Raw genomic sequence first — 22,611 nt, 5'->3', positions numbered from 1 at the left:
TCAACTTTCCAAAACAAGGGCCGACTCGGCCACAGGCTCCGCCCCGCGGCGGGCCTGCAGGGCGGCCAGCGCGTAATGCGCGAACCAGGCCGTGGAGAAGGCGAACACCAGGGTGTAGAGCCAAATGGCCACCAGCACCACAAAGGGGGCAAAGATGATGCCGGTGACGCCCAGCAGCGCCCACAAGAGCGACGGCACCGCCCCGAGGTAGCCGCTGAACACGCCCATGGCCAGCATGGGGGCGCGGTGCTCGCGCATCAGCGCCAGCCGCTCGTCGCGCGAGGCGTGCTCGGCCAGCACATCAAACCCGAACACCCGGTACGTGAGCCAGCCCCAGATCAACGGCGGCAGCACCATCACCAGCGGCGGAATCAGCCACAGCGGCATGGACAGCGCCAGCAGCAGCAGCGCCAGCAGCGTGGCGCCCAGCGACGCCAGCGCGCTTTGCACGAGCGAGCCGCCGCGCTTCTTCTCGAGCAGCGGGAAGCGGCGTTGGGCCACCAGGCCGACGATGGCCGGCGTCATGCACAGCGCCACCAGCAGCAGACTCAGCAGCAGCACCACCGGCAGCACGCCCGCCAGCACCACGATGGCGGCCAGCGCGCTGCGGAACTCCTGCAAACCGAAGGTGTCCAGCCACTGCAGCAGGCTCTCCACCAGGCGCCAGTTCTCCAGCGTGGCGCGCACGCTCGCCACCGACGCTTCCCAGAAGAAGTACATGAAGCCAAACACCAGCACGCCGCCAATCACCAGCGGCAGCAGCGACAGCGCGATGACGCGCGGATGCAGGCAGTAGGCCGCCGCGCGCCAGAAGGAATCGATCAGGCCTTGCATCAGGCGGGCTTTCCTCGGAAAACAGAAATCAGACGCTGCAGGCCCAGCCACTGCTGGCGCCAGAAGCCGCGCCCGTAGTCGCGTCCGCCCTCTTCGGGCAGTTGGTCTCGCACGCCGGTGGGGTCGAAACGGGGCGAGAAGTTGGCGGTGCGGAACAGCACATCCCACACCGGCAGCAGCACGCCAAAGTTGTGGCCGCCCAGCGTGCCCCGGCCAGCGCTTTCATGGCCGATGCCGATGCTGTGGTGCAACCGGTGAAAGCGCGGGCTGATCAGCAAACGCTCGCCCACGGCCCCAAAGCTCAGCCGGGTGTTGGCGTGCTGCAGGCTCTCCAGCAGCTGCGTGATGACGGTGATGGCCACGAACTGCCCCGGCTCCACGCCAATGACGCGGGCCAGCAGCGCGAACGCCGTGCCCGTGATGACATCGTCCAGCAGGTGGGTGCGGTTGTCGCTCCACATCGTCATCTGCCGCTGGCTGTGGTGCAGGCTGTGCAAGGCCCACCACCAATTGAATTGGTGCTGCGCGCGGTGCAGCCAGTAATTGACGAAGTCGAACACCACCAGATAGATCAGCAAGCTCACCCAGCCGATGTCGGTCACGCCGGGCCACATCGCATCGAGCTGCCAGGTGGGCAGGCCCGCCAGGCGCAGCTGGCCGGCGATGGCGTCCCACGCCGGTTGCACCGCAAAGAACAAGCCCAGCCGCACCAGGCCCAGGCGGTGGATCAAGGTGTAGATCACATCGGTGCGCACGGCCGCGCGGTCGGTCACCGGCTCGGCGGGCCAGCGGCGCTCGAGCAGGCCGATGCCGAGCAGCAGCACGGCAATCTGGATCACGCCCCACAGCAGCCAGCCGGTCGCGTCGAACGCGTCTTCCAGCAGGTTGCCAAAGCCCAGCCCGAAGGCGATGGGCTGAACGACGGCCTCGTACAAGGCCAATTGCAGGGCGTCGAAGGTGTTGGAGATCCAGTCGATCACGGCTTGCTGAACAGCGGGGCAAAGCGCGGGTGCTCGCGCAACGGAGCGAAGCATAGGCCGCGTTGCTCCAGCCCGGTCATCAGCGGCTCCAGCACCGCAGGCGCCCAAGGGTCTTGGCGCTCCCAGATGCCCAGGTGCGCCAGCAGGATGTCGCCAGGCTTGATGTCGCGCAGCGCCTTCTCCAGCAGGGCCGAATTCGGGTGCGCCTGGCTGGGCAGCTCATCGCCCAGGAAGCCAGCCCGGCTCCAACCCACGTGGGTGAAACCGCAGCTTTTGGCGGCGCTCAACAAGGCCGCCGAGGTGCGCCCGGCCGGCGCGCGGAACAGCGGCGACAAGGGCTTGCCGGTCATCGCCGTGAAGCGCTCGCCCACCTTCTTGAGGTTGCTGCAGTACTGCTCGGCCGTCAGCTCCCGCACCACCGCAGGGCTCACCCCGGCCTGGGTGCGCACCTTGAAGCGGGTGACCTTGCCGTCGGCGTCGGGCAGGTCTTCCAGAAAGACGTCGTGGTCCCAGGTGTGGGAGCCGAAGTCGTGCCCCTCCGCCACGCGCTCGCGCCACCAGGGCGCCCAGGTGTCGTCCAGCGTGGTGCCACCGGTCTTGGTGGGCTCACTGGCCATGAAGAACGTGACCCGGGCGTTGTGCCGCTTCAGGGTCTCGGCAATCAGCGGCGCCACGCCCATGTGGCCGGTGTCGAACGTGAGGTACACCGGCTTGTCGCACGCCGGCTGCGCTGCGGCCGCGCTTGCAGCCAGCAGCCAAATCCAGGCTTTCATAGACGCGGCTTGTGATCCAGCGTCCACAGGCCGTGCGGCGACTTGCCCACTTTCACCTGACGCACCACCTTGCGGGTGGTGGTGTCGATCTGCGTGAGCTTGCCCGCCCAGCGGGAGGTGACGAGCAGCGTCTTGCCGTCGCCCATCACTTCCATGTCGTCCGGGCCCGCAGGGCCAGGGAACTGATCCACCACCGTGAAGGTGCTGAGGTCGATCTTGCTGATGGTGTTGGCCGCCCGGTTGCTGACCAGCACGTGCCGCTGGTCGCCCCAGGCCCGGAACGAGTGCGCGCCGTTGCCCGTGGGCAGGCGCTTGACGAGCTTGGGCTTGGCACCGCTCACGTCCCACACCTCCACCACGCTGTCGCCGGTGAGGCCCACGAGGATGTGCTTGTCGTCCGGCGTCAGGTAGATGTCGGCGGGCATCTTGCCTACCGGCTGCTTCCACTTCACCGCCTGCGTGGCCAGGTCGATGGCCAGCAGTTCATCGCTGTCTTGCAGGCTCACGTAGAGCGTGGTGCTTTTCGTGTCGATGTTCAGGTGGCTGGGCGTCTTGGGCGCCGGGATGCGCTTGACCAGCTGCAACGGCTCGGCCGCGGTGCTGCCTTGCCAGCGGTACAAGTCCACGCGATCCAGGCGGTTGGACGCGGTCACGAACCACTTCATGTCGGGCGAGAACCGCAGGTGGTACGGGTCCGGGATGCCGCGCACCACGCGCTGCACGTCGGCCGTGCGGGGGTCCACGAAGGTCAGGGAATCGCCCAGCGCGTTCGCCACGATCAGGGACTTCTCGTCCGGCGACAGGTACAGGTGGTGGGGCTCTTTGCCGGTGGGGAAGCGCTTGACCACCGTGAAGCTCACTGGATCGATGACGGAGATGTCCGCGTCCAGCGAATTCAGCACAAAGATCGGCGGGCGTGCCGACTGGGCCTGGGCCCCCAACGCTGCCACCAACCCCAAGGCCACCGCCCAACTGCGCAACATCCCGACACTCCAACGAAAAGGGCGGCCCATTGCCGCCCCTGCGCCAGCCAGTTTACCCGGGGGGTCCGAGCGAACCCTGTCCCAAGTCAAGCGTCGATCAGTCGTCGTCGCCGCCCAGCAAACCGCCCAACAGGCCGCCGCCGGCCACCGCGCCGAGCATGGAGCCTTCTTCACGACCACCACCGCCGGTTTGCGGTGCGGCGGCAAAGATGCGCGAGGCCAGGCGCGAGAACGGCAGGCTTTGCAGCCACACCTCGCCCGGGCCGGTCAGCTTGGCCAGGAAGAGGCCTTCACCACCGAACAGCGCGGTCTTGATCTTGCCGACGTACTGAATCTCGAAGTTCACGCCGGGCGTGTAGGCCACCACACAGCCGGTGTCCACCAGCAGCGTCTGCCCTGGCTGCAGCGTGCGGCGCACCACCGTGCCGCCTGCGTGCACGAAGGCCAGGCCATCGCCGTCGAGCTTTTGCATGATGAAGCCCTCACCGCCGAAGAAGCCGGTGGACAGCTTCTGCTGGATGGCAATGCCCAGCGACACGCCGCGTGCGGCGCACAGGAAGGCGTCCTTCTGACAGATCAGGGTGCCGCCGAGCTTGGACAAGTCCATGGGCAAGATCTTGCCGGGGTACGGCGCCGCAAAGGCCACGCGCAGCTTGCTCGCGCCCTGGTTCGTGTAGATCGTGGTGAACAGCGACTCACCGGTGATCAGCCGCTTGCCCGCCCCCAGCAGCTTGCCGAAGAAGCCGCCCGTGCTGGCCGAGCCATCGCCGAACACGGTGTCCATGACGATGCCGGCGTCCATGAACATCATGGAGCCCGCCTCGCCAATGGCGGCTTCGCCCGGGTCCAGTTCGACCTCGACGAACTGCATCTCCGCGCCCTTGATTTCGTAATCCACAACATCCATCGCCATGCGGCTCTCCTGCCAGACAAAAACGGGGCCGCATGATAGCCACGCCACAACAGTCGCCCCACAATTTCTCTGTTGACAGAAACTTCAGAAGGCGTACGCTGTGCGCCATGGAACTCACCGACATCAGCCGCCGCTTCATCGTCCACTGGGGCGAAATGGGCAACAACTGGGGCGTGAACCGCAGCGTGGCGCAGATCCACGCGCTGCTGTACGTGCACGGTCAGCCGCTGCACGCCGAAGACATTGCCGACACCCTGGTGTTGGCACGGTCGAACGTGAGCAACAGCCTGAAGGAGTTGCTGAACTGGCGCCTCATCCGCGTGACGCACCTGTTGGGCGACCGGCGCGACTACTACGAGACTTCCAGCGACGTGTGGGAGCTGTTCCGCACCATCGTGCGCGAACGCAAGGAACGCGAGTTCGACCCCACCGTCGCCCTGCTGAAGGACCTGACCGCCGACCCGGCGCTCGACCGCGAATCGCCCGCCTTCCAAGACCGGCTGCGCAGCACGCTGGCACTGATGCAGACGCTGGGCACCTGGAGCGACGAAATGCTGCGGCTGAGCCCGGCCACGCTGGAAAAGATCTTGCGCTTGGGTGCCCAAGTGCAGCGCTTTGTGCGCCCGGCCAACCCCACCGACACCGCCGGCCCCGCCTCCACCGACACCTCCACCATTTTCCCCGTCATGCCGCCGATTCCACCCATGGGCTGAACGCCCGCGCCCAGCCCCACGGCCCTCGCGGCCTGTTTTTTGGCCCTTTAATTTCTCTTTATACAGAAATAACAGCCATGAATGCCAACAACACCCACGCCACGCCCCACACCCACACGGTGTACTACGACGGCGACTGCCCGCTGTGCAGCAGCGAGATGGCCTTCCTGATGCGCGCCAACCGCGACGGGCTGCTGCGCTTCGTCAACATCGCCCAGCCCGGCTTTGACGCCGCGGCCTTGGGCGTGACGCGCGAGGCCTTGATGGCCCTGCTGCACGTGCGCGACCGCAGCGGCCGCTGGCTCATCGGTGTGCCTGCCGTGCAGGCCGTGTACGCCGCCACCGGCCACGCCCGCCTGGCCGCTGCGCTGGACCACCCCGTGCTGGCGCGCCTGGCCCGCCCGGCCTACGCCTGGCTGGCGCGCAACCGCTACCGCCTGCCCCGCTGGCTGCTGGCGGCCACGCATCTGCACACGGGCCATTGCGCCCCCGACGGCGCCTGCCGCACGCGCTGACAGCCGGGTGATAGGTAGGCCCGACGGAATCCCAACCCCTCTGAGGAGAACTCACCATGTTTGAACTCAACCTCGCCCTCACCCTGCTGATCGCCGTGCTGGGCCCGCTGCTGGCCATTGGCTACGTGCAACCCTATCTGCTGGTGGTGCTGGACGCGCTGTGTGCGAACCGCCTGCCCGGCAAGGTCGGCGCCCACTTCTGGATTCGCAGCGCCTACGTCATGGCCATTGCCGGCTCGCTGGTGCTGGGCCTGAGCTTCGGCGAGTTCTACGGCAGCGTGCTGGACACCTTGCGCCGCGCCGTGTGGCTGACGGCGGCCGGCAGCTTCCTCAGCGTCGCGTTCATCACACGGCGCGTCTGGGCGCCGGTGCAGCAGCAGCTTCAAGCACCGGCCGCCCCCCGTGCGCCCGCCACCCCAGCGGCCCCTGCCCACCCCCTGCCCCGGAGCTGAGCCATGCGTGTCCTGATCGTTGGCGCCGGCGGCTTCATCGGCCGGCATGTCGTTGCCGCCCTGCAGCAGGCCGGGCATGAGGCGGTGCGCGGCGCACCCCGCCCCGTCACCACCTGGGAGCAGCCCAGCGCCTGGCAGCCGCTCCTGCGCGGCGTGGATGCGGTGGTCTACACCGCAGGCTGCCTGCGCGACCGGGCCGGCGGCGTGAGCGACCTGCTGGACCTGCTGCACCACCGCGCGCCGGCCGCCTTGGCCAGCGCCTGCGAGGCCGCCGGCATTCGCCAACTCGTGCACCTGTCCGCCCTGTGCGGCGGCGTGAGCGCCTACGCCCGCAGCAAGCACGCGGGTGACACCGCCCTGGCCGGCCGCGCCTGCATCGTGCGGCCCAGCCTGGTGGTGGGTGTGGGCGGCACCAGCAGCCGCATGCTCGACCGGCTGGCCTGGCTGCCGTGGCTGGCGCTGCCGCCCCAAGTGGCGCGCTGCCGGGTGCAACCCGTGCATGTGCAAGACCTGGCGGCCGGAATCGTCGCCTTCCTGCAAGGCCCAAGCTGCACCGGCACCTGGGACGCCGTCGGCCCCGAGCCGCTGACCGTGGCCGACTGCATCGCCCGCCGCCGTGCTGCGCGGGGCCTGGCGCCAGCACGCCTGTGGGCCCTGCCCTGGCGGGTGTCGCGCGCCTCGGCCCGGCTGGGCGACCTGCTGGCCTGGGGCCCCTGGTGCAGCACGGCGCTGGAGTTGCTGGCCCATGACAGCGTGGGCGACACGCCGCCCGCCGCTGCGGCCCAGCCCGCCACCGCGCACCCGCCGCTGGCACAACCCCTGCGAGACGCCCTGGCCGGCGCCTGGGCATGAGCCCCGTGGGCATGCTGCGGGGCTCGCTGGTGCTGCTGTGGTGGGGCACGGTCGTGGCCAGCCTGCACGATGGGGGCGCCGCCGGGGCCGCCTGGCTGCAGCGCGCGGCAGGCTGCACCGCAGGCGTGGCCCAGGCGGGCGTGTGGATGGGCTGCGCCTGGGATGCGGTGGTGGGCCTGCTCCTGCTGCTGCGCCCCACGGTCGGCACCACCCGGCTTGCGGCTGCCGGCGTGATGGGCCTGACGGCCATGGCCACCGCCCTGGCGCCCGGCCTTTGGCTGGATCCCTTCGCCCCACTGCTCAAAAACCTGCCCGTGCTGGCCGCGCTGGCGGCCCTCGCCTCCCAACCCGCCACTCCCGTGCGATGAACGCCTACCTGATCGTCAAATGGCTGCACATCGTGTCCAGCGTGTTGCTGGTGGGCACCGGCTTTGGGTCAGCCTTCTACCTGTTCTTTGCCAACCGCAGCGGCAGCCTGGAGGCCCGGGCGGTGGTGGGCCGGCTGGTGGCACGGGCGGACCTGTGGTTCACCACCCCGGCCGGGCTGGTGCAACCCCTCAGCGGCGCCTGGCTCGCACACACCGCGGGCTGGCCGCTCACCATCCCCTGGCTGGCCGCCTCGTTGGCGCTTTACCTGCTGGCCGGCGCGTGCTGGCTGCCCGTGCTGGTGCTGCAGCTGCGCATGGCCCACGAGGCCGAGGCCGCCGTGCGCGAACGCCGACCGTTGAGCCCAAGCTACCACCGATGGCAACGCCGCTGGGAAGCCCTGGGCTACCCCGCCTTCGCGGCGATGCTGGCGATCTTCTTCCTCATGGTGAACAAGCCCGGCGGCTGAGGCCCAAGCTGAGGAGGCGTTGACGGGGGAAGCCGTTGAAGCACGCGGTCACGCGGCGTAGCGAGATGTCAGGATGGACCGCGCCTCGCGCCGATTTGTGACGCGATGCGTCGGCCGCCTGAAGGCCCGGACGCATCGCGATACAGATCGCCGCACCAGCGCGCCACCCGCCGCGCACACTGCCGGCATGGACCTGCACCTCGACCCCCAACTGCCCGAACTCACTCCCGCACAGGCCTTGACCGGCTGGCGCCGCGAGCTCTGCATCGAACTGCTGGGCGACGGGCGCGCCCGCGTCTTCATGCGGCTGCTGCACGCGCCCTCGCACAAAGCGGCGGAGCTGCAGCACGGCGTGCTGTTCCACCGCGTGGGGGCCGGGTTTCAAGACCTGCCCGGGTGCATGGAGGCGGCGGGCGACGCGCTGCGGCGCCTCGTGGCGTCGGCCCAGCGGCAACTGCCCTGCCGCGAGAACCTGTTCGTGGCCGTCATCCACGACGCCCAAGCCTGGGAGGCGGTGACGGACGCGGTCGACCGTTGGCAGCGCCGGCCCCATGCCATGGCCACTTTGCGGGCGCCGACCCTGGCTGCGCCGCCACGCGACACGCGACCGAGCCTTAGGCAGTTGCCCATCCTGGGCCGCCCGGCTGCACGCACCCAGCCGGGCCTTCGCTGAACCTCGCGCCAGGCGCCGCCCCGCCCAGAAAAAACGGCAGCCCGCGGGCTGCCGTTTGCATGGGGCTTGGCGCCCGCATGAGCCGGTATCAGCCCATGTGCAGGCCGCCGTTGCAGGAGAAGTCAGCGCCCGTCGTGAAGCCGCTGTCCTCGCCCGCCAGCCAGGCCACCACCGAGCCGATTTCCTCGGGCGTGCCCAGGCGCTTGACCGGAATCGTCGCGACGATTTTTTCCAGCACTTCGGGCTTGATGGCCTTGACCATGTCGGTGCCGATGTAGCCCGGGCTCACGGTGTTCACCGTCACGCCCTTGGACGCCAGCTCTTGCGCCAGCGCCATGGTGAAGCCGTGCATGCCGGCCTTGGCGGCCGAGTAGTTGGTCTGGCCGGCCTGGCCCTTTTCGCCGTTGACCGAGCTGATCTGGATGATGCGGCCCCAGCCCTTTTCCACCATGCCCGGCACGACCTGCTTGGTCACGTTGAACATGGAGTTCAGGTTGGTGTCGATAACGGCCTTCCAGTCTTCCGGCGTCATCTTCAGGAACATGCGGTCGCGGGTGATGCCGGCGTTGTTGACCAGCACATCGATGGCGCCGTGCTCGGCAATCGACTTCTGGAAGGCTTCCACGGTGGAGTCCCAGTCCGCCACGTTGCCCACCGAGGCGTAGAACGTGAAGCCCAGGGCCTTCTGCTCATCCAGCCACTTTTGGTAGTCGCGGCTCGGGCCGCAACCGGCGATGACCTTGAAGCCGGCCTTGGCCAGCTTCTGGCAGATGGCGGTCCCGATGCCGCCCATGCCGCCGGTGACGTAGGCAATCTTTTGGCTCATGTGTGTCTCCTTGTGGTTGGAGTGTGTGGGGAAATTGTGGTTGGGCCCGGATCAGCGCTCGACGGTGAGCGCCACGCCCATGCCGCCGCCGATGCACAGCGAGGCGATGCCCTTCTTGGCGTCGCGCTTGACCATCTCGTGCAGCAGCGTGACCAGCACGCGGCAGCCGCTGGCACCAATCGGGTGTCCCAGCGCGATGGCGCCGCCGTTGACGTTGACCTTGCTCGTGTCCCAGCCCATTTCGGCATGCACGGCACAGGCCTGTGCGGCAAAGGCTTCGTTGATTTCCAGCAGGTCCAGGTCAGCCGCCTTCCAGCCGGCGCGAGCCAGGGCCTTTTGCGCCGCCGGCACGGGGCCCATGCCCATGAAAGCCGGGTCCAGGCCGGCAGACGCGTACGACGCGATGCGGGCCAGCGGCGTGAGGCCCAGGGCGGCCGCCTTGGCGGCGGTCATCACCATCACGGCGGCGGCGCCGTCGTTCAGGCCCGAGGCGTTGCCAGCGGTCACGCTGCCCGCCTTGTCGAACGCAGGGCGCAGGCCGGCCAGCGCTTCGGCGTTGCTCTTGCGGTTGATGAACTCATCGGCCGAGAAGACGATCGGGTCGCCCTTCTTCTGCGCGATGCTGAACGGGACGATCTCGTCCTTGAAGCGGCCGGCGTCTTGCGCGGCGGCGGCCTTTTGCTGCGAGGCCAGGGCCAGCGCGTCCTGCTGCTCGCGGGTGATGCCGTACTTCTTGGCCACGTTCTCGGCGGTGATGCCCATGTGGTACTGGTTGTACACGTCCCACAGGCCGTCGTTGATCATGGTGTCAACCATCTTCCAGTCGCCCATGCGCTGACCGTCGCGCGAGTTGGGCAGCACGTGCGGGCTCAGGCTCATGCTCTCCTGGCCGCCGGCGATGACGATCTCGCTGTCACCGTCGCGAATGGCCTGGGCGGCCAGCATCACGGCCTTCAGGCCCGAGCCGCAGACCTTGTTGATGGTCATGGCCGGCACGCCATGCGGCAGGCCCGCCTTCACCACCGACTGACGTGCCGGGTTCTGGCCTACGCCCGCGGTCAGCACCTGGCCGAGGATGACCTCGCCGATCTGCTCGCCCGCCACGCCGGTGCGGCGCAGCAGGTCTTGCAGCACGGCCGCGCCCAGTTCGCTGGCCGGCGTCTTGGCGAGCGTGCCGCCGAACTTGCCGATGGCGGTGCGGGCCGCAGCGACGATGACGATGTCTTGTTGGCTCATGGTTCAGCTTCCTTTGTCAGTGAGTTCGGGAATTCTTCGGTGCGAAGGTCAAGCGGCGTGCCAAGCGGGCCACCGGCCGGTGGCCAACCGCGCGTGCGGCGCCGCCCGCCCGGGCGAGTCGCCCCATCTCAGGCCTTGACCTTCACGTAGCGGCCGGGTGCGGGTTCGATTGCCTTGAACTTGCGGCTGCCCGGGGTCTTGGGCGCGGGCTTCATGGCGCCTGCGTGGGAGGCCAGCCAGGCGGACCAGTCCGTCCACCAGCTGCCCGGGTGCTCGGTCGCACCGGCCAGCCAGGCGTCAGGGTCCGCCGGCAGGGCGGTGTTCTTGCTGATCCAGTGGCTGCGCTTGCCCTTGGCCGGCGGGTTGATGACACCGGCAATGTGGCCGGAGGCGCCCATCACGAAGCGGCGCTTGCCCTTGAAGATCTGCGTGTTCCGGTAGGCGGCCTGCCAGGGCACGATGTGGTCCTCGCGGGAGCCGTACACGTAGACCGGGCAGTCGATGGCGCTCAGGTCCAGCTTCTTGCCGCAGACGGTCAGCTTGCCCGGGACTTTGAGTTCGTTTTGCAGGTAGGTGTGGCGCAGGTACCAGCAGTACATGGGCCCGGGCAGGTTGGTGGAGTCGCCGTTCCAGTACAGCAGGTCGAACGCCGGCGGGGCTTCGCCCTTGAGGTAGTTGCCCACCACGTAGTTCCACACCAGGTCGTTCGGGCGCAGGAAGCTGAAGGTGGTGGCCAGTTCCTGCCCGTGCAGCAGTTGCGGGCCCTGCGGCGCGCCCGGCCCCAATGTGGCTTCGCGCAGCCGCACGCTGGCCTCGTCCACAAAGATGTCCAGCACGCCGTTGTCGGCGAAGTCCAGCAGCGTGGTCAGCAGCGTGAGGCTGGCGGCGGGGTGTTGCCCGCGCGCGGCCAACACCGCCAGCGCCGAGGCGAGGATGGTGCCGCCCACGCAGAAGCCCAGCGTGTTGACCTTGTCTTGCCCCGAGATCTCCTGCACCACGCGCAGCGCCTCGATGGCGCCTTGCTCCACGTAGTCGTCCCAGGTCAGGTGCTTGACCTCGTCGTCCGGGTTGCGCCAGCTGACCACAAAGACGCGGTGGCCTTGCGACACCGCATAACGGATCAGCGAGTTGTCGGGCTGCAGGTCCAGGATGTAGAACTTGTTGATGCACGGCGGCACCAACAGGAAGGGGCGCGCATGCACCTCGGTGGTGAGCGGGGCGTATTCGATGAGCTGAAACAGCGCGTTCTCGAACACGATGCTGCCCGGCGTGGTGGCCACGTTGCGGCCCACCTCGAAGGCGCTCTCGTCGGTTTGCGACACGTGGCCGCGCTGCACATCGCCCCACAGGTGCTGCAGGCCGCGCGCCAGCGTCTCGCCCTTGCTGTCCAGCGCCAGCTTCTGGGCTTCGGGGTTGAGCGCCAGGAAGTTGCTGGGCGCGGCAGCGTCCACGAACTGCTGCACCGCGAACTTGATGCGGGCCTTGGTCTTGTCGTCGGCCTCCACGGCCGCGGCCATCTTGCCCAGCATGTTGCCGTTGAGCAGGTACAGCTGCGACATGAAATGAGCCGCCGGGTTGGCGCGCCACTCCGGTGCCGCAAAGCGCCGGTCGCTCGCTGCCGGAGCCTCGCTCTGGCCCAGGGCGCCGTTCCACAGCGCGGTGGCTTGCTTCAGGTAATCGGCCTGCAGTTCGGCCAGGGTCGAGGGGGAGATCTGCGGCAGATGCGCCATCTGCTGCATCCAGTCGGCGAAGGGCTGAGCGTCCATCGCGGGCGGGGCGTCGTTCTTCTTGCGGGTGGCCATGAAGTTCCTCGGTTTTGTCAGCCGTGGCGGATGTGCCCCAGGTCGTTGCAATAAGCTTGCCACATGCTGCCGATGCAGCTTTGTAACCTCAGGCGCTGACGCGCCCATGACACTCCTCGCTCCGCCATGTACCTCGTTGCCATCGCCTGGGCCTACGTCGCATTGATGATGGCCGCCGCCGAAGCGCTGAGCCCGCAGGGCACGCTGTTCGGCGCGTTCATCACGCTGCTGCTGTACGGCGTGCTGCCTTTGGGTTTGCTGATGTACATCCTCGGCACGCCGGGCCGCAAGCGGCGCCGCCAAGCCCAGGAGCTAGCGGCGCAGGCTGATGCAAGCGGCCATGCGCCCACGGGGTCGGCCCAGGGCCTCGCCGCGGAACGAAAAGAAGCTTGATTCTTCCGTCAGCGTGCACCAGGTGCCGCCGCTGATTCGCGTGACATTGACCGAAGTCAAGCGTTCGCGAGCCAGCAGTGCCAGGTTCGCGCGCCAGCGAGGCTCGGGGTTGGGCCGGTACACAAAGCCCGGCTGATCGATTGGCAGCGGCTCGCGGCCAAACGCCGCCACCACCTCCGGCCCCACCTCGAAGGCCTCGGGCCCGATGCACGCCCCCAGCCACGCGCGCACGTCTTGCGGCCCGCAGCTCGCCGCGTCGCACAAGGCCGCCACGGTGCGCTCCAACACACCGCCGGCCAAGCCGCGCCAGCCGGCGTGGGCCCCGGCCACCGCACCCGGCGCGCTGAAGAGCACGGGCAGGCAGTCGGCCACCAGAATGGCCACAGCCAGGTCCGGGTCGGTGGACACCGCGGCGTCCGCTTCGGGGGCGTTGTCGTCGTGCCAGTCGGCACGCAGGCGCACCACCTCGGCGCCGTGCACCTGGTCCAAAAAAATCGGCCGCGCGCCGAGCAACTCCACCAGGCCCGCGCGCTCGGCCCGCACGGCTGCCGGGTCTGCGGCCTTGCGGCCGAAGTTGGGGCCGCGGGTGGTCATGAACGCGGTGACGTCCGGCCAGTCGGGCCGCAACCAGCGCGGGTCAGGCCGCTGCATCGGGGCAGACGCTGGGGTGCGTTTGAGCAAAGGCCGGCAGCGCCAGGCAGGTGGCGTTCACGCGCAGCACGGTCGGGAAGGCCTCCAGCGGGCAGTCGAAGCGCTGGGCGTTGTAGACCTGCGGCACCAGCAGGCAGTCGGCCAGCGTGGGCGTGTCGCCAAAGCTGAACTGCCCGGCGGTGGCCTGCAGGCGCTGCTCCACGATGGCCAGGCCCGTGGCAATCCAGTGGCGGTACCAGCGGTCCACGGTGTCCTGATCTTGGCCGAGGTCGCTCTTCAGGTAGCGCAGCACGCGCAGGTTGTTCAGCGGGTGGATGTCGCAACCGATGTCTTGCGCCAGCGCGCGCACCTGGGCGCGGGCCACCGGGTCGCGCGGCAGCAGGGGCGGCTCGGGGTGGGTGTCGTCCAGGTACTCCAGGATGGCCATGGACTGGCTCAGCCAGCGGCCGTCGTCCAGCGCCAGGGCCGGCACCAGGTGCGACACCTGCTGGTTGGCAAACGGCTCGGCGAATTGCTCGTTCTTGGCCAGGTGCACCGGGACGTAGTCGTAATCGAGGCCCTTGAGCGCCAGGCCGATGCGCACGCGCCAGGAGGCGGACGAGCGGAAGTAGTTGTAGAGCTTCATGTCGGAGTTCCTCGGTGGCACGACTGCGGCCGCGCCCACTTGAAAGAAGGGCTCACTCTAAACTCGGCGACATGCCTTTCCCCACCCGCCTCCAGCACTGCTCCACCTGTGGCGCCGCCGTGCAGTACCGCGTGCCCGCCGACGACACGCGCGAGCGCGCCGTGTGCCCCGCGTGCTCGGCCATCCACTACCAGAACCCGCTGAACGTGGTGGGCACGCTGCCCGTGTGGGAAGCCGACGGCCGCGTGCTGCTGTGCCGCCGGGCCATCGAGCCGCGGCACGGGCTGTGGACGCTGCCCGCCGGCTTCATGGAACTGGGCGAGACCTGCGCCGAGGGCGCGGCCCGCGAGACCGCCGAGGAAGCCGGCGCCGACATCGAGATGGGCCCGCTGTACGCCCTGATCGATGTGGTGCGCGTGGGCCAGGTGCACCTGTTTTACCGTGCGCGCCTGCGCTCCACCACCTTCGACCCCGGCCCGGAATCGCTGGAAGCGCGCCTCTTCAGCGAAGACGAGGTCCCGTGGGACGAGATCGCCTTCCGCACCACGCGCGAGACCCTGCAGCGCTACTTTGAAGACCGCCGCGCCGGGCGGCCGTTCGACTTCTTCAGCCTCGCGCTGCAGTGAGCCTCAACCCAGGCGCACCAGCAAGGTCGCCTGCAGCACGCAGCGGCGCTTGAGCGCCGCCGTCGCGTCACCGTCAAGCGACGCCGCCAAGGCCGCCGTCGGATGAGACGGCAGTGCCAGGCCGGTGAACACCGGCACGCCCGCACTGCGGGCGATGCGCGCCACCAGCTCAGGCGGCAGATGCTGGCACTCCACCGCGTCGTACAACTGACCCAGCATGCGGGCGGTGGCTTCCACCTGCGCCGAGGAGCTGTGGTCGTCCAGGCCCGCCCGCACGTGTGACACGCGGGCACCCAGCGCCTTGGCCGCAGCCATGAACTCCTGCGCTGCAGCGTCTCCCGCGTCGGGCGACAGCAACGCCAACTGCTTGCCCGCCATGAGTGCCGGCGCAGCGCCCGCATGGGCCACCAGCGCCCGCGCCTGCCGCAGCACCGCCGCCGCTTCGGCGGGGCTGGACAACTCGGCGTGGGCCTCGGCAGTGCGGTCAGCAGAACACATGGCCGGCAGCGTATCGAATCGATTTCAAGCCATCTTGATGAATGTCAACCCGCGTGAAAGCGAGCTGCGCTTGACTGGCGTTACCGACCGTTCACGCAGTGTTACCCAGTGCGACCGAAGCGCGCGTTCCATTCCTCATCCATTGGCATGGCCTGCCTAGCATGAGCTCCATTCCACCGAACCCCGGAGCCCGCCATGCTGACCCAGACCTCGCCGATCACCGCCCGCCCCCTGCCGGTTCCCGCGTCGCCGACACCGGTCACGGCGCTGGCAGCCGCCCCGGCGGTGTGCCCGCAGGAAGGCCAGCGCATTGCCAGCAACCTCAAGCTCGTGGCCTCGCTGCTGAGCCTGAAGCGTCGCATCGTGCACGCCGGGGACGTGATCTACCGCGCCGGCGAGCGCTTCAGCCAGCTGCACATCCTGAACTCGGGCTTCTTCAAGCTGGTCAGCATGTCCAGCGACGGCCGCGAGCAGGTCGTGGGCCTGAAGTTCCGCGGCGACTGGCTGGGCTTTGCCGCCATCGCCAACGGCAGCTACAACTGCGACGCCATCGCCCTGGACACCGCCGAGGTCTGGAGCGTGCGCTACGACGAACTGCTGCTGGCCTGCGCCGAGCACCCGGGCCTGATGGCCATCGTGCACGAGGCCATGAGCCGCGAAATCATGCGCGACCGCGACTCGCTGGTGGCCATCTGCACCCTGCCGGCCGACACCCGCGTGGCCACCTTCCTGCACCACTGGGCCCAATCGCTGGCCGTGCGCGGCCTGCGCGCTGACCAGTTCAGCCTGCGCCTGACACGTGCCGAGATCGGCAACTACCTGGGCCTGACGCTGGAAACCGTGAGCCGCGTGCTGTCGCGCCTGGCCCGGGCCGAGTTGATCGCCTTCAACGAAAAGAGCCGCCGAGACATTTGCATCCCCGACTTCCACGCCCTGGCTGCCTACGTGGAAGGCCGCGACCACCACGCCGGCCTGCACTGAAGCGCACCGCCGGGTTGCACTGACGCCGCCCGGCGTGCAACGGGCTTGCGGGCTGGCGCCCCGAACGGCGCCGCCAACGAACGACAACGTCCGGAGCCGCCATGTCGACAGCACCGCCGTCTGCCCCCAACACGGCCCAAAGCGCCGCCCAAAGCGCCACCCAAAACGGCGCCACCGGGCCCTCCCCCTGGGACGTCACGCCCCCGCGCCTGACCCCGTGGCTGGCCACGCCGGGCCTGCTCGCCCTGACCTACGCCGCCGCCGGCCTGGTGTGGGTGCTGCTATCCGACCAGGTGCTGCGGGCCTTCTCGCCCGACGCCGCCACCCTGGCCACGCTGGACGAGATCAAGGACATCGGCTTCGTGCTGATCACCGGTGCCTTGATCTACGCGTTGGCCAAGCGCCTGCACCAGCGCGCGGTGCCTGCCATGCCGCACGCCGTGCCTGCGGCCACGGGGTTGACGCACCCCAGCCCCGCGGCCCTGATGTGGGTGTTCGCCGCGCTGTGCGGTGTGATCGTGGCGGCCAGCCTCGTCGGCTATTCACACTCGGCGCGGCACGCGTATGAACACCGCGCCGCCGAACTGCGCCAGGACGCAGAGCTGAAGGCGGGCATCGTGCACGGCTGGATGCAGCGCCGCGGCGAGGAAGCCCGCCAGCTGGCACAAGACGCGAGCCTGCGCGCCGGCGTGGCCCGCTGGCACCGGCGCAGCGACGAGACCGTGACCGAAGCCCTGCGCGGGCAGCTGCAAATGCTGCGCGCCTCGGGGCGGTTCTCCGAGGTGCTGCTGGCCGATGCGCAGGCTCAGGTGCTGCTCAGTGCGGACGACGACACCCCCACCGCGCCCCTGTCGCCCGAGCTGCAAACGCAAGTGCGCCGCGCCTTCGACACCGGCCAGGTGGTGCTCAGCGATTTCATCGCACGCGGAGCCACCACCGACGGCTTGGCCTTCGAGCAGGCCATTCCGCTGCGCGGCGGCCTGGAGCGGCCCGAAGCCGTGCTGGTGCTGCGCTCCGCGCTGGGGCGCACGCTGCTGCCGGCCTTGCTGGCCGGCGCCACGGCCGACAGCCCCACTCCCTTGCTGCTCCACCCAAGTGCCGACCCAAGTGCCAACTCAAGTGCGGCCCCTCCCGTGGCGTTGCGCGTGGACGGCCACCAGCCCGCAGCCTCGCCGACCGACACGCCCTGGCCCGAGGCCCTGCGCCAACTGCCCCAGCACCCGGAGTGGCTGGGCACCGTGCAGCCCGGTCTGCCCCACGGCGGCGAGCCCACCGTGGCGGTGGCCGCCGCCGTGCCGGGGTCGAGCTGGTTCGTGGCGGTTCAGGCCCCGGAACGGGAACTGATGGCGGACGACGTGGCGGCCAGCGCCGGGGGCTTGCTGGCGGTGAACGTGGCCGCCGTGCTGGCCGCGGCCGCCGTGGTGTACGCCGCCCTGCAGCGCCGCGAGGCGGTGGTGGCCGCGCGCATGGCGGCGGAGCAGGCCGAAAAGCAGCGCGGCTGGCAAATTGCCGAGGCGATTGCCAACAGCTCGGGCGACCTGATCTTTGCGAAAGACATGCAGGGCCGCTACCTCTTTGCCAACGACGAGCTGTGCCGCGTGCTGGGCCGCAGCCGCGACGTGCTGGTGGGCGCGCCGTTCCAGGGCCTGTTCCCGGCCGACCAGGTGCGGCAAATGCTGGAAGACGACGCCGCCGTGCTGCGCGCGGACCGGCCCATCCGCATTGAAACCCGCCTGAGCACCGCCCAAGGGCCCCGCGTGTTTGCCAGCACCAAGGGCAAGCTGATCGACGCGCAGGGCCAGGTGATGGGGGTGTTCGGGGTGTCCAGCGACATCACCGACCGGCGCGACCTGCAGCAGCGCCTGCGCCAGTGGACGACCGCGTTCGACGACCTGCGCGACGGCGTCATCGTGACCGACGCCACCGGCCGCATCCAGTCGGTGAACCGGGCGTTCACGCAGATCACCGGCTACGACGTGGCCGAGGCCGTGGGCAGCACCATGCGGCTGCTGCACTCAGGGCGACACGGCAAGCCGTTCTACGAGCAGATGTGGCGCGTCATCCAGCAAACCGGCCACTGGCAGGGCGAGGTGTGGAACCGCCGGAAAAACGGCGATGTCTACCCGGAGTGGCTGAGCATCCGCGCGGTGGCCGACGACGGCGGCCCGGCCACGCACTACGTGGGCGTGTTCACCGACGTGAGCCGCCTGAAAGACAGCGAAGCACAGGCCGAATGGCTCTTCCACCACGACCCGCTGACGCGCCTGCCCAACCGCGTGCAACTGCAACGCCACCTGGAGCACACGCTGTCCCGCGCCCGCCGCCGCCAGACCCGGCCCGCCGTGCTGGTGCTGGACCTGGACGGCTTCAAGACCGTGAACGACAGCCTGGGCCACCCCGCCGGCGACGAGTTGCTGATGTGCATTGCCGAGCGGCTGCAGACCCGGCTGCGGCACCGCGACTTCCTGGGCCGGCTCGGGGCGGACGAGTTCCTGGTGATCCTGGAGCACGGCGCTGACGAAGCCACCACCTCTGCACTCGCCAAGGAGCTGCTCACCGCCGTGGCCGAGCCGGTGGCGCTGAGTTGCGGGCACGACGCCTACCTCACGGCCAGCATCGGCATCAGCCTGTTCCCCGCGGAAGGCAGCCCGACGGCGGTGGAGCTGCTGCGCGACGCCGATGCGGCCATGCACCGCGCCAAGGAACTGGGGCGCAACCGCAGCTGCTTCTACAGCGGCGACATGCAAACCACCGCACTCACCAAGCTGGCCGTGGAAGCAGCGCTCAGCCGCGCCATCGAGCGGCGCGAACTGCTGCTGCACTACCAGCCGAAAGTAGACGCCGCCAGCGGCCGCGTGCTGGGTGCCGAAGCGCTGCTGCGCTGGCAGCGGGGCGAGCAGGGCCTGGTGCCACCGGGGCAGTTCATTCCGCTGGCCGAGCAAAGCACGCTGATCCTGGACATCGGCGCCTGGGTGATCGACGAAGCCTGCCGGCAGATCCGCGCCTGGATGGACCAAGGCCTGCCGCTGGTGCGACTGGCCGTGAACGTGGCGGCCCGCCAGTTCGCCGCCGGCGATCTGGACACCGTGGTGGCCGACGCCCTGCACCGCCACGGCGTGCCGGCCGCGCACCTGGAGGTGGAGCTCACCGAAGGCATGCTGGTGACCAACCCCGAGGCCAGCGCGGCCATCCTGCACCGGCTGCGGGCGCTGGGCGTCAAGATCTCGCTGGACGACTTCGGCACCGGCTACTCCAGCCTGGCCTATCTGCAGCAGTTCCCGATCGATGCGCTCAAGATCGACCAGTCCTTCGTGCGCCGCATTGGCGATGAACCCGACGGCGCGGCCTTGGTGGATGCCGTCATCGGCCTGGCCCACCGCCTGCGGCTGCGCGTGGTGGCCGAAGGCGTGGAAACCGCCACGCAGCGCGACTACCTGCTGCAGCAGCACTGCGACGAAATGCAGGGATACCACTTCGGCCGCCCCGCCCCGGCCGACGCCCTGCAGGCGTTGATCGCCTCGCAGGGCCAGGCGTCAGCTGCGGGCTGACACGGCGCGGGCGATGGCCTGCGCCAGCTCGCCGCGCGAATACGGCTTCTGCAGCAGCTCCCAGTCGGGCGGGCAGGCCTGGTCGGCCTCCAGCAAATCCGCCGAGAAGCCCGACATCAACAGCACCGCCAGGGCTGGCCAGCGCCGCTGCGCCTGCTTGGCCAGCTCGGTGCCCCGCATGCCGGCGCCCAGTGCGATGTCGGACAGCAGCAGGTCGAACCGGGCCTCGCCGCCCAGCACCAACAAGGCCTGCTCGGCACTGGCGCACGCCGTGACCTCGCAGCCCAGCGTGGCCAGGAAGCGCAGCGCCACGGCGCGCACCTCGGCGTCGTCCTCCACCATCAGCACCCGAAGGCCAGGCGGCAGGGCGTGGCTGACGGCGGGCTCATCGGCCGGCTCGGGCGCCTCGGCCCAGGGGCGGGGCAGGTACAGCGTGAGCGTGGTGCCCGCGCCGGGGGCGGAGTCGATGACGACCGCACCGCGCGACTGCTTGGCAAAGCCGTACACCGTGCTCAAGCCCAGGCCCGTGCCGCGCCCGGGCTGCTTGGTGGTGAAGAAGGGCTCGAACGCACGCTCCTTCACTGACTCGGGCATGCCAGTGCCGGTGTCGGCGATGGCGATGCGCAGGTAGCGTTCATGGCGGGCGCTCGGGTCGTTCAGTTCGCGGCGCACCGCACCAGGCAGCTCCGTGGCGGGCGCCGCGGTGAAGGTGAGCGAACCGCCCTCCGGCATGGCGTCGCGCGCATTGATGGCCAGGTTCAACAGCGCCGCTTCCAGCTGCCCAGGGTCGGCCAGCACGGCCAAGGGCTCGTCGCCCGAGGGGGGCAGTTGCACGCGGATGGCAATGCGCTGGTCGAGCGTGCGGCGCAGCATGTCGGCCAGGGCCTCCAGCAACGCCGCCACATCCACCGCCGCCGGCTGCAGCACCTGCCGGCGCGAAAACGCCAGCAGCTTGCTCGTGAGTTCAGCCCCCCGGTGGGCCGCCCGCGTGGCGGCCGACACCAGCTGCTGGCCGAACTCGTGCCCGGCCAAGGCCGGCAGTTCTTCCAGCACCTGCAGGTTGCCCTGGATGACGGTGAGCAGGTTGTTGAAGTCGTGCGCGATGCCGCCGGTCAGCTGGCCCACGCTTTCCAGCCGCTGGGCATGGCCCAAGGCCTCTTCGCTTTGGGCGCGTTGCAAGCAGGTGGCCAGCAAGTCGGCCAGCGACTGCAGAAAGCGGGTTTCTTCCTCGCCAAACTGCGCCGCCACGCGCGAGCGCACACACATCACGCCGGTGGTGCGGCCGCGGTCCGACAGCGGCACCGCCAGCAGGTTCACCATGCCGGCGTCCAGCTCGGCCTGGGGCACCTCGAAGCGCCGTTCCTGCGCGAGGTCCGGCACGAGCAGCGGCTGGCCGTGCGCCAGCACATAGCCCGCGGCGGACGCGCCCTGCACCGGCAGACAGCGGCCCACGGGCATGGACGCGAACTCGCCGTAGCGACTCACCAGCCGCAACTGCTGCCGGTCCGGCTCGAGCAACATGACGCTGGAAAACTCGGCCTCCAGCGCCTGGGCAGCCAGTTCGGGCGCGCGCATCAGCAACTGCTGTGGGTCCCGCTCATCCACGGCCATGCGGCCCATGAGGGCCAAGTGCTCGCTATAGCGTGCCCGCTTCAGGGCCTGCTTCACGCGGGGGTAGGTGCTGATGTCGCGGATGGCCGCCACCACATACGAGGCGCCGTGGCTGCGCACGGGGCTCAGCGCAATTTCCACCAACACCTCGCTGCCGTCCTGGCGGCGGGCCGCCAGCTCGCTGTGCGTGCCCATGGGCCGCGCGCGGGGGGCTTCGTCGTAGGCCTGCCGGTAGGCGGCGTGCCGGGGGCGGATGCTGTCGGGCACAAGCTGGTCCACCGACACGCCCACCAGCGCCTGGGGCGCGTAGCCCAGCAGGTGCTCCACCGCCGCATTGGCCAGCACGATGGCGCCCGTGCTGTCCACCAGCAGCAGGCCGTCGGCCGCGGCAGAAAACAACGAGCGGTAGAACGCCAGGTCGTCCACCACCGGCGGCGGCGGGGCCAGCTTGGCGGGTGGCGCGGGCGGCAAATCGGAGGCGCTCATTCAGCCCCCAGCGCCGACCGGCGGCACGAAGATGTAGCCCGCCCCACGCACCGACTTGATGATCTGCGGGTTCTCGGCGTCGGCTTCGAGCTTCTTGCGCAAGCGGCCCACCTGCACGTCGATCGTGCGGTCGAACGGCGCAGCCTCTCGGCCCCGGGTCTGTTCCAGCAGGAAGTCGCGCGAGAGCACACGCCCGGCGTGCTGCACCAAGGCGGCCAGCAGATCGAACTCGCCGGTGGTGAGTCGCACCTCATGGCCCTCCGGCGCGTCCAGCCGGCGCGCGGCCAGGTCCAGCTGCCAGCCCAGGAAGCTCAGCCGCGCCGGTGCGGCAGGAGCCGATGCGGGCAACGCGGCCGGGGCCGAAGCGGGCGCCGGCGCCGCCACCGGCTCCATGCGGCGCAGCACCGCCTTGATGCGGGCCACCAGTTCGCGCAGGTCAAACGGCTTGGTGACGTAGTCGTCCGCCCCCACCTCCAGGCCCACCACCTTGTCCACCGAGTCCCCCCGGCCGGTGATGATGACCAGGCCACAGCGCCAGTGCTCGCGCAGTTGGCGCGCGATGGCAAAGCCGTCTTCCCCGGGCAGGCCCAGGTCCAGCAGCACGAGGTCGGGCGGGTCGGCGGGCATCAGCGCCATCAAGGCGTGGCCCGAGTGGAGTTGGGTGGTCCGGAACCCGTGGGTTCCCAGGTAATGCGCCAGCAGCTCGGTGATGGCGGTTTCGTCGTCGACCACGGCAATGTGAGTTGGCGTCACGGCGGCGAGGGGTACGTTGTCACACCAAGGATTCTTGCACCGAACGGGGGCG

Annotated in this window: 24 protein-coding genes; 11 read left to right on the top strand and 13 right to left on the bottom strand. The window is 69.6% G+C overall.

The window, feature by feature from the left end; translation table 11 throughout:
- The 5 genes from ACG01O_RS04245 to ACG01O_RS04225 form a co-directional block, all read right to left on the bottom strand.
- Window positions 1–834 carry an EI24 domain-containing protein gene (locus ACG01O_RS04245; protein ID WP_394381677.1) on the bottom strand — a complete coding sequence of 278 codons (834 nt, stop codon included), beginning with the start codon at window positions 832–834 and terminating at the stop codon, window positions 1–3.
- On the bottom strand, window positions 834–1,811 hold the full coding sequence (locus ACG01O_RS04240; RefSeq protein WP_394382511.1) for a sterol desaturase family protein: 978 nt from the start codon (window positions 1,809–1,811) through the stop codon (window positions 834–836). Before ACG01O_RS04240 ends, ACG01O_RS04245 begins: the two co-directional genes overlap by 1 nt.
- Window positions 1,811–2,587, bottom strand: a complete 777-nt coding sequence (locus ACG01O_RS04235; protein WP_394381675.1) for a polysaccharide deacetylase family protein — start codon at window positions 2,585–2,587, stop codon at window positions 1,811–1,813. Before ACG01O_RS04235 ends, ACG01O_RS04240 begins: the two co-directional genes overlap by 1 nt.
- Entirely contained in the window at window positions 2,584–3,570 is a 987-nt protein-coding gene (locus ACG01O_RS04230) for a YncE family protein (RefSeq protein WP_394381674.1), read from the bottom strand. Before ACG01O_RS04230 ends, ACG01O_RS04235 begins: the two co-directional genes overlap by 4 nt.
- Window positions 3,571–3,667: 97 nt before the next feature.
- Window positions 3,668–4,483: a TIGR00266 family protein gene (locus tag ACG01O_RS04225; RefSeq protein ID WP_394381672.1), complete on the bottom strand. Its 816-nt coding sequence runs from the start codon at window positions 4,481–4,483 to the stop codon at window positions 3,668–3,670.
- A 107-nt stretch (window positions 4,484–4,590) separates the two neighbouring features.
- On the opposite strand from ACG01O_RS04225, the gene ACG01O_RS04220 reads away from it, so the two are divergent.
- From ACG01O_RS04220 to ACG01O_RS04190, 7 genes are all read left to right on the top strand, one after another.
- Complete coding sequence (locus tag ACG01O_RS04220) at window positions 4,591–5,196, top strand: GbsR/MarR family transcriptional regulator (protein WP_394381670.1); 606 nt, start codon at window positions 4,591–4,593, stop codon at window positions 5,194–5,196.
- Window positions 5,197–5,273: 77 nt separating this feature from the next.
- Window positions 5,274–5,711, top strand: a complete 438-nt coding sequence (locus tag ACG01O_RS04215; protein WP_394381668.1) for a thiol-disulfide oxidoreductase DCC family protein — start codon at window positions 5,274–5,276, stop codon at window positions 5,709–5,711.
- A 56-nt stretch (window positions 5,712–5,767) separates the two neighbouring features.
- Window positions 5,768–6,163 carry a hypothetical protein gene (locus ACG01O_RS04210; protein WP_394381666.1) on the top strand — a complete coding sequence of 132 codons (396 nt, stop codon included), beginning with the start codon at window positions 5,768–5,770 and terminating at the stop codon, window positions 6,161–6,163.
- Between the two features lie 3 nt (window positions 6,164–6,166).
- The gene (locus ACG01O_RS04205; RefSeq protein ID WP_394381664.1) at window positions 6,167–7,015 is read left to right on the top strand and encodes an NAD-dependent epimerase/dehydratase family protein; all 849 of its coding nucleotides are present in this window, start codon (window positions 6,167–6,169) and stop codon (window positions 7,013–7,015) included.
- The gene (locus ACG01O_RS04200) at window positions 7,012–7,383 is read left to right on the top strand and encodes a DoxX-like family protein (RefSeq protein ID WP_394381662.1); all 372 of its coding nucleotides are present in this window, start codon (window positions 7,012–7,014) and stop codon (window positions 7,381–7,383) included. The genes ACG01O_RS04205 and ACG01O_RS04200 overlap by 4 nt, the downstream gene beginning before the upstream one ends.
- The gene (locus tag ACG01O_RS04195; RefSeq protein ID WP_394381660.1) at window positions 7,380–7,850 is read left to right on the top strand and encodes a DUF2269 family protein; all 471 of its coding nucleotides are present in this window, start codon (window positions 7,380–7,382) and stop codon (window positions 7,848–7,850) included. The genes ACG01O_RS04200 and ACG01O_RS04195 overlap by 4 nt, the downstream gene beginning before the upstream one ends.
- Before the next feature lie 187 nt (window positions 7,851–8,037).
- Window positions 8,038–8,523: a hypothetical protein gene (locus tag ACG01O_RS04190; RefSeq protein WP_394381659.1), complete on the top strand. Its 486-nt coding sequence runs from the start codon at window positions 8,038–8,040 to the stop codon at window positions 8,521–8,523.
- An 88-nt stretch (window positions 8,524–8,611) separates the two neighbouring features.
- On the opposite strand, the gene phbB is transcribed toward ACG01O_RS04190, so the two are convergent.
- From phbB to phaC, 3 genes are all read right to left on the bottom strand, one after another.
- Entirely contained in the window at window positions 8,612–9,349 is a 738-nt protein-coding gene (gene phbB / locus ACG01O_RS04185; RefSeq protein WP_394381657.1) for an acetoacetyl-CoA reductase, read from the bottom strand.
- 51 nt (window positions 9,350–9,400) lie between these two features.
- Window positions 9,401–10,585 (bottom strand): acetyl-CoA C-acetyltransferase, encoded by a 1,185-nt coding sequence (locus ACG01O_RS04180; RefSeq protein WP_394381656.1) that lies wholly within the window; start codon window positions 10,583–10,585, stop codon window positions 9,401–9,403.
- A gap of 128 nt (window positions 10,586–10,713) precedes the next feature.
- A complete protein-coding gene (phaC, locus tag ACG01O_RS04175; protein WP_394382508.1) occupies window positions 10,714–12,324 on the bottom strand; it encodes a class I poly(R)-hydroxyalkanoic acid synthase in 1,611 nt (536 codons plus the stop codon).
- 189 nt (window positions 12,325–12,513) lie between these two features.
- Here phaC and ACG01O_RS04170 point away from each other — a divergent pair, with 189 nt between their 5' ends.
- Window positions 12,514–12,780, top strand: a complete 267-nt coding sequence (locus ACG01O_RS04170; protein ID WP_394381654.1) for a hypothetical protein — start codon at window positions 12,514–12,516, stop codon at window positions 12,778–12,780.
- Here the strand turns inward: ACG01O_RS04170 and ACG01O_RS04165 are convergent.
- Together ACG01O_RS04165 and maiA are read right to left on the bottom strand one after the other, a co-directional pair.
- On the bottom strand, window positions 12,700–13,431 hold the full coding sequence (locus ACG01O_RS04165) for a purine nucleoside phosphorylase YfiH/LACC1 family protein (RefSeq protein ID WP_394381652.1): 732 nt from the start codon (window positions 13,429–13,431) through the stop codon (window positions 12,700–12,702). The two genes, ACG01O_RS04170 and ACG01O_RS04165, sit on opposite strands and share 81 nt — an antisense overlap.
- The gene (maiA, locus tag ACG01O_RS04160) at window positions 13,418–14,056 is read right to left on the bottom strand and encodes a maleylacetoacetate isomerase (RefSeq protein WP_394381651.1); all 639 of its coding nucleotides are present in this window, start codon (window positions 14,054–14,056) and stop codon (window positions 13,418–13,420) included. Before maiA ends, ACG01O_RS04165 begins: the two co-directional genes overlap by 14 nt.
- A 71-nt stretch (window positions 14,057–14,127) precedes the next feature.
- On the opposite strand from maiA, the gene ACG01O_RS04155 reads away from it, so the two are divergent.
- Entirely contained in the window at window positions 14,128–14,682 is a 555-nt protein-coding gene (locus ACG01O_RS04155; protein WP_394381649.1) for an NUDIX hydrolase, read from the top strand.
- 3 nt (window positions 14,683–14,685) lie between these two features.
- Here ACG01O_RS04155 and ACG01O_RS04150 read toward each other — a convergent pair whose 3' ends face one another.
- Window positions 14,686–15,180, bottom strand: coding sequence for a Rossmann-fold NAD(P)-binding domain-containing protein (locus ACG01O_RS04150; protein WP_394381647.1), 495 nt, complete (start codon window positions 15,178–15,180; stop codon window positions 14,686–14,688).
- A gap of 195 nt (window positions 15,181–15,375) precedes the next feature.
- Between ACG01O_RS04150 and ACG01O_RS04145 the strand changes: the two genes are divergently transcribed.
- A complete protein-coding gene (locus ACG01O_RS04145) occupies window positions 15,376–16,161 on the top strand; it encodes a Crp/Fnr family transcriptional regulator (protein ID WP_394381645.1) in 786 nt (261 codons plus the stop codon).
- Between the two features lie 101 nt (window positions 16,162–16,262).
- Entirely contained in the window at window positions 16,263–19,709 is a 3,447-nt protein-coding gene (locus ACG01O_RS04140) for an EAL domain-containing protein (protein WP_394381643.1), read from the top strand.
- Here ACG01O_RS04140 and ACG01O_RS04135 read toward each other — a convergent pair.
- Entirely contained in the window at window positions 19,695–21,806 is a 2,112-nt protein-coding gene (locus ACG01O_RS04135) for a PAS domain S-box protein (protein WP_394381641.1), read from the bottom strand. The two genes, ACG01O_RS04140 and ACG01O_RS04135, sit on opposite strands and share 15 nt — an antisense overlap.
- Entirely contained in the window at window positions 21,807–22,559 is a 753-nt protein-coding gene (locus ACG01O_RS04130; RefSeq protein WP_394381639.1) for a response regulator, read from the bottom strand.
- Between the last annotated feature and the right edge of the window lie 52 nt (window positions 22,560–22,611).

It is taken from the genome of Pelomonas baiyunensis (assembly GCF_043555935.1).
Taxonomy (GTDB): Bacteria; Pseudomonadota; Gammaproteobacteria; order Burkholderiales; family Burkholderiaceae_C; genus Pelomonas; species Pelomonas baiyunensis.
This window is presented reverse-complemented; position numbering and strand designations above follow the sequence as displayed.

What these genes read in the sequence shown, in the direction of transcription:
- ACG01O_RS04245 (WP_394381677.1), bottom strand. Translation starts at nt 834, where the DNA reads ATGCAAGGCCTGATCGATTCCTTCTGGCGCGCGGCGGCCTACTGCCTG.
- ACG01O_RS04235 (WP_394381675.1), bottom strand. Translation starts at nt 2,587, where the DNA reads ATGAAAGCCTGGATTTGGCTGCTGGCTGCAAGCGCGGCCGCAGCGCAG.
- ACG01O_RS04230 (WP_394381674.1), bottom strand. Translation starts at nt 3,570, where the DNA reads ATGTTGCGCAGTTGGGCGGTGGCCTTGGGGTTGGTGGCAGCGTTGGGG.
- ACG01O_RS04225 (WP_394381672.1), bottom strand. Translation starts at nt 4,483, where the DNA reads ATGGCGATGGATGTTGTGGATTACGAAATCAAGGGCGCGGAGATGCAG.
- ACG01O_RS04220 (WP_394381670.1), top strand. Translation starts at nt 4,591, where the DNA reads ATGGAACTCACCGACATCAGCCGCCGCTTCATCGTCCACTGGGGCGAA.
- ACG01O_RS04215 (WP_394381668.1), top strand. Translation starts at nt 5,274, where the DNA reads ATGAATGCCAACAACACCCACGCCACGCCCCACACCCACACGGTGTAC.
- ACG01O_RS04210 (WP_394381666.1), top strand. Translation starts at nt 5,768, where the DNA reads ATGTTTGAACTCAACCTCGCCCTCACCCTGCTGATCGCCGTGCTGGGC.
- ACG01O_RS04205 (WP_394381664.1), top strand. Translation starts at nt 6,167, where the DNA reads ATGCGTGTCCTGATCGTTGGCGCCGGCGGCTTCATCGGCCGGCATGTC.
- ACG01O_RS04200 (WP_394381662.1), top strand. Translation starts at nt 7,012, where the DNA reads ATGAGCCCCGTGGGCATGCTGCGGGGCTCGCTGGTGCTGCTGTGGTGG.
- ACG01O_RS04195 (WP_394381660.1), top strand. Translation starts at nt 7,380, where the DNA reads ATGAACGCCTACCTGATCGTCAAATGGCTGCACATCGTGTCCAGCGTG.
- ACG01O_RS04190 (WP_394381659.1), top strand. Translation starts at nt 8,038, where the DNA reads ATGGACCTGCACCTCGACCCCCAACTGCCCGAACTCACTCCCGCACAG.
- phbB (WP_394381657.1), bottom strand. Translation starts at nt 9,349, where the DNA reads ATGAGCCAAAAGATTGCCTACGTCACCGGCGGCATGGGCGGCATCGGG.
- ACG01O_RS04180 (WP_394381656.1), bottom strand. Translation starts at nt 10,585, where the DNA reads ATGAGCCAACAAGACATCGTCATCGTCGCTGCGGCCCGCACCGCCATC.
- phaC (WP_394382508.1), bottom strand. Translation starts at nt 12,324, where the DNA reads ATGCAGCAGATGGCGCATCTGCCGCAGATCTCCCCCTCGACCCTGGCC.
- ACG01O_RS04170 (WP_394381654.1), top strand. Translation starts at nt 12,514, where the DNA reads ATGTACCTCGTTGCCATCGCCTGGGCCTACGTCGCATTGATGATGGCC.
- ACG01O_RS04165 (WP_394381652.1), bottom strand. Translation starts at nt 13,431, where the DNA reads ATGCAGCGGCCTGACCCGCGCTGGTTGCGGCCCGACTGGCCGGACGTC.
- maiA (WP_394381651.1), bottom strand. Translation starts at nt 14,056, where the DNA reads ATGAAGCTCTACAACTACTTCCGCTCGTCCGCCTCCTGGCGCGTGCGC.
- ACG01O_RS04155 (WP_394381649.1), top strand. Translation starts at nt 14,128, where the DNA reads ATGCCTTTCCCCACCCGCCTCCAGCACTGCTCCACCTGTGGCGCCGCC.
- ACG01O_RS04150 (WP_394381647.1), bottom strand. Translation starts at nt 15,180, where the DNA reads ATGTGTTCTGCTGACCGCACTGCCGAGGCCCACGCCGAGTTGTCCAGC.
- ACG01O_RS04145 (WP_394381645.1), top strand. Translation starts at nt 15,376, where the DNA reads ATGCTGACCCAGACCTCGCCGATCACCGCCCGCCCCCTGCCGGTTCCC.
- ACG01O_RS04140 (WP_394381643.1), top strand. Translation starts at nt 16,263, where the DNA reads ATGTCGACAGCACCGCCGTCTGCCCCCAACACGGCCCAAAGCGCCGCC.
- ACG01O_RS04135 (WP_394381641.1), bottom strand. Translation starts at nt 21,806, where the DNA reads ATGAGCGCCTCCGATTTGCCGCCCGCGCCACCCGCCAAGCTGGCCCCG.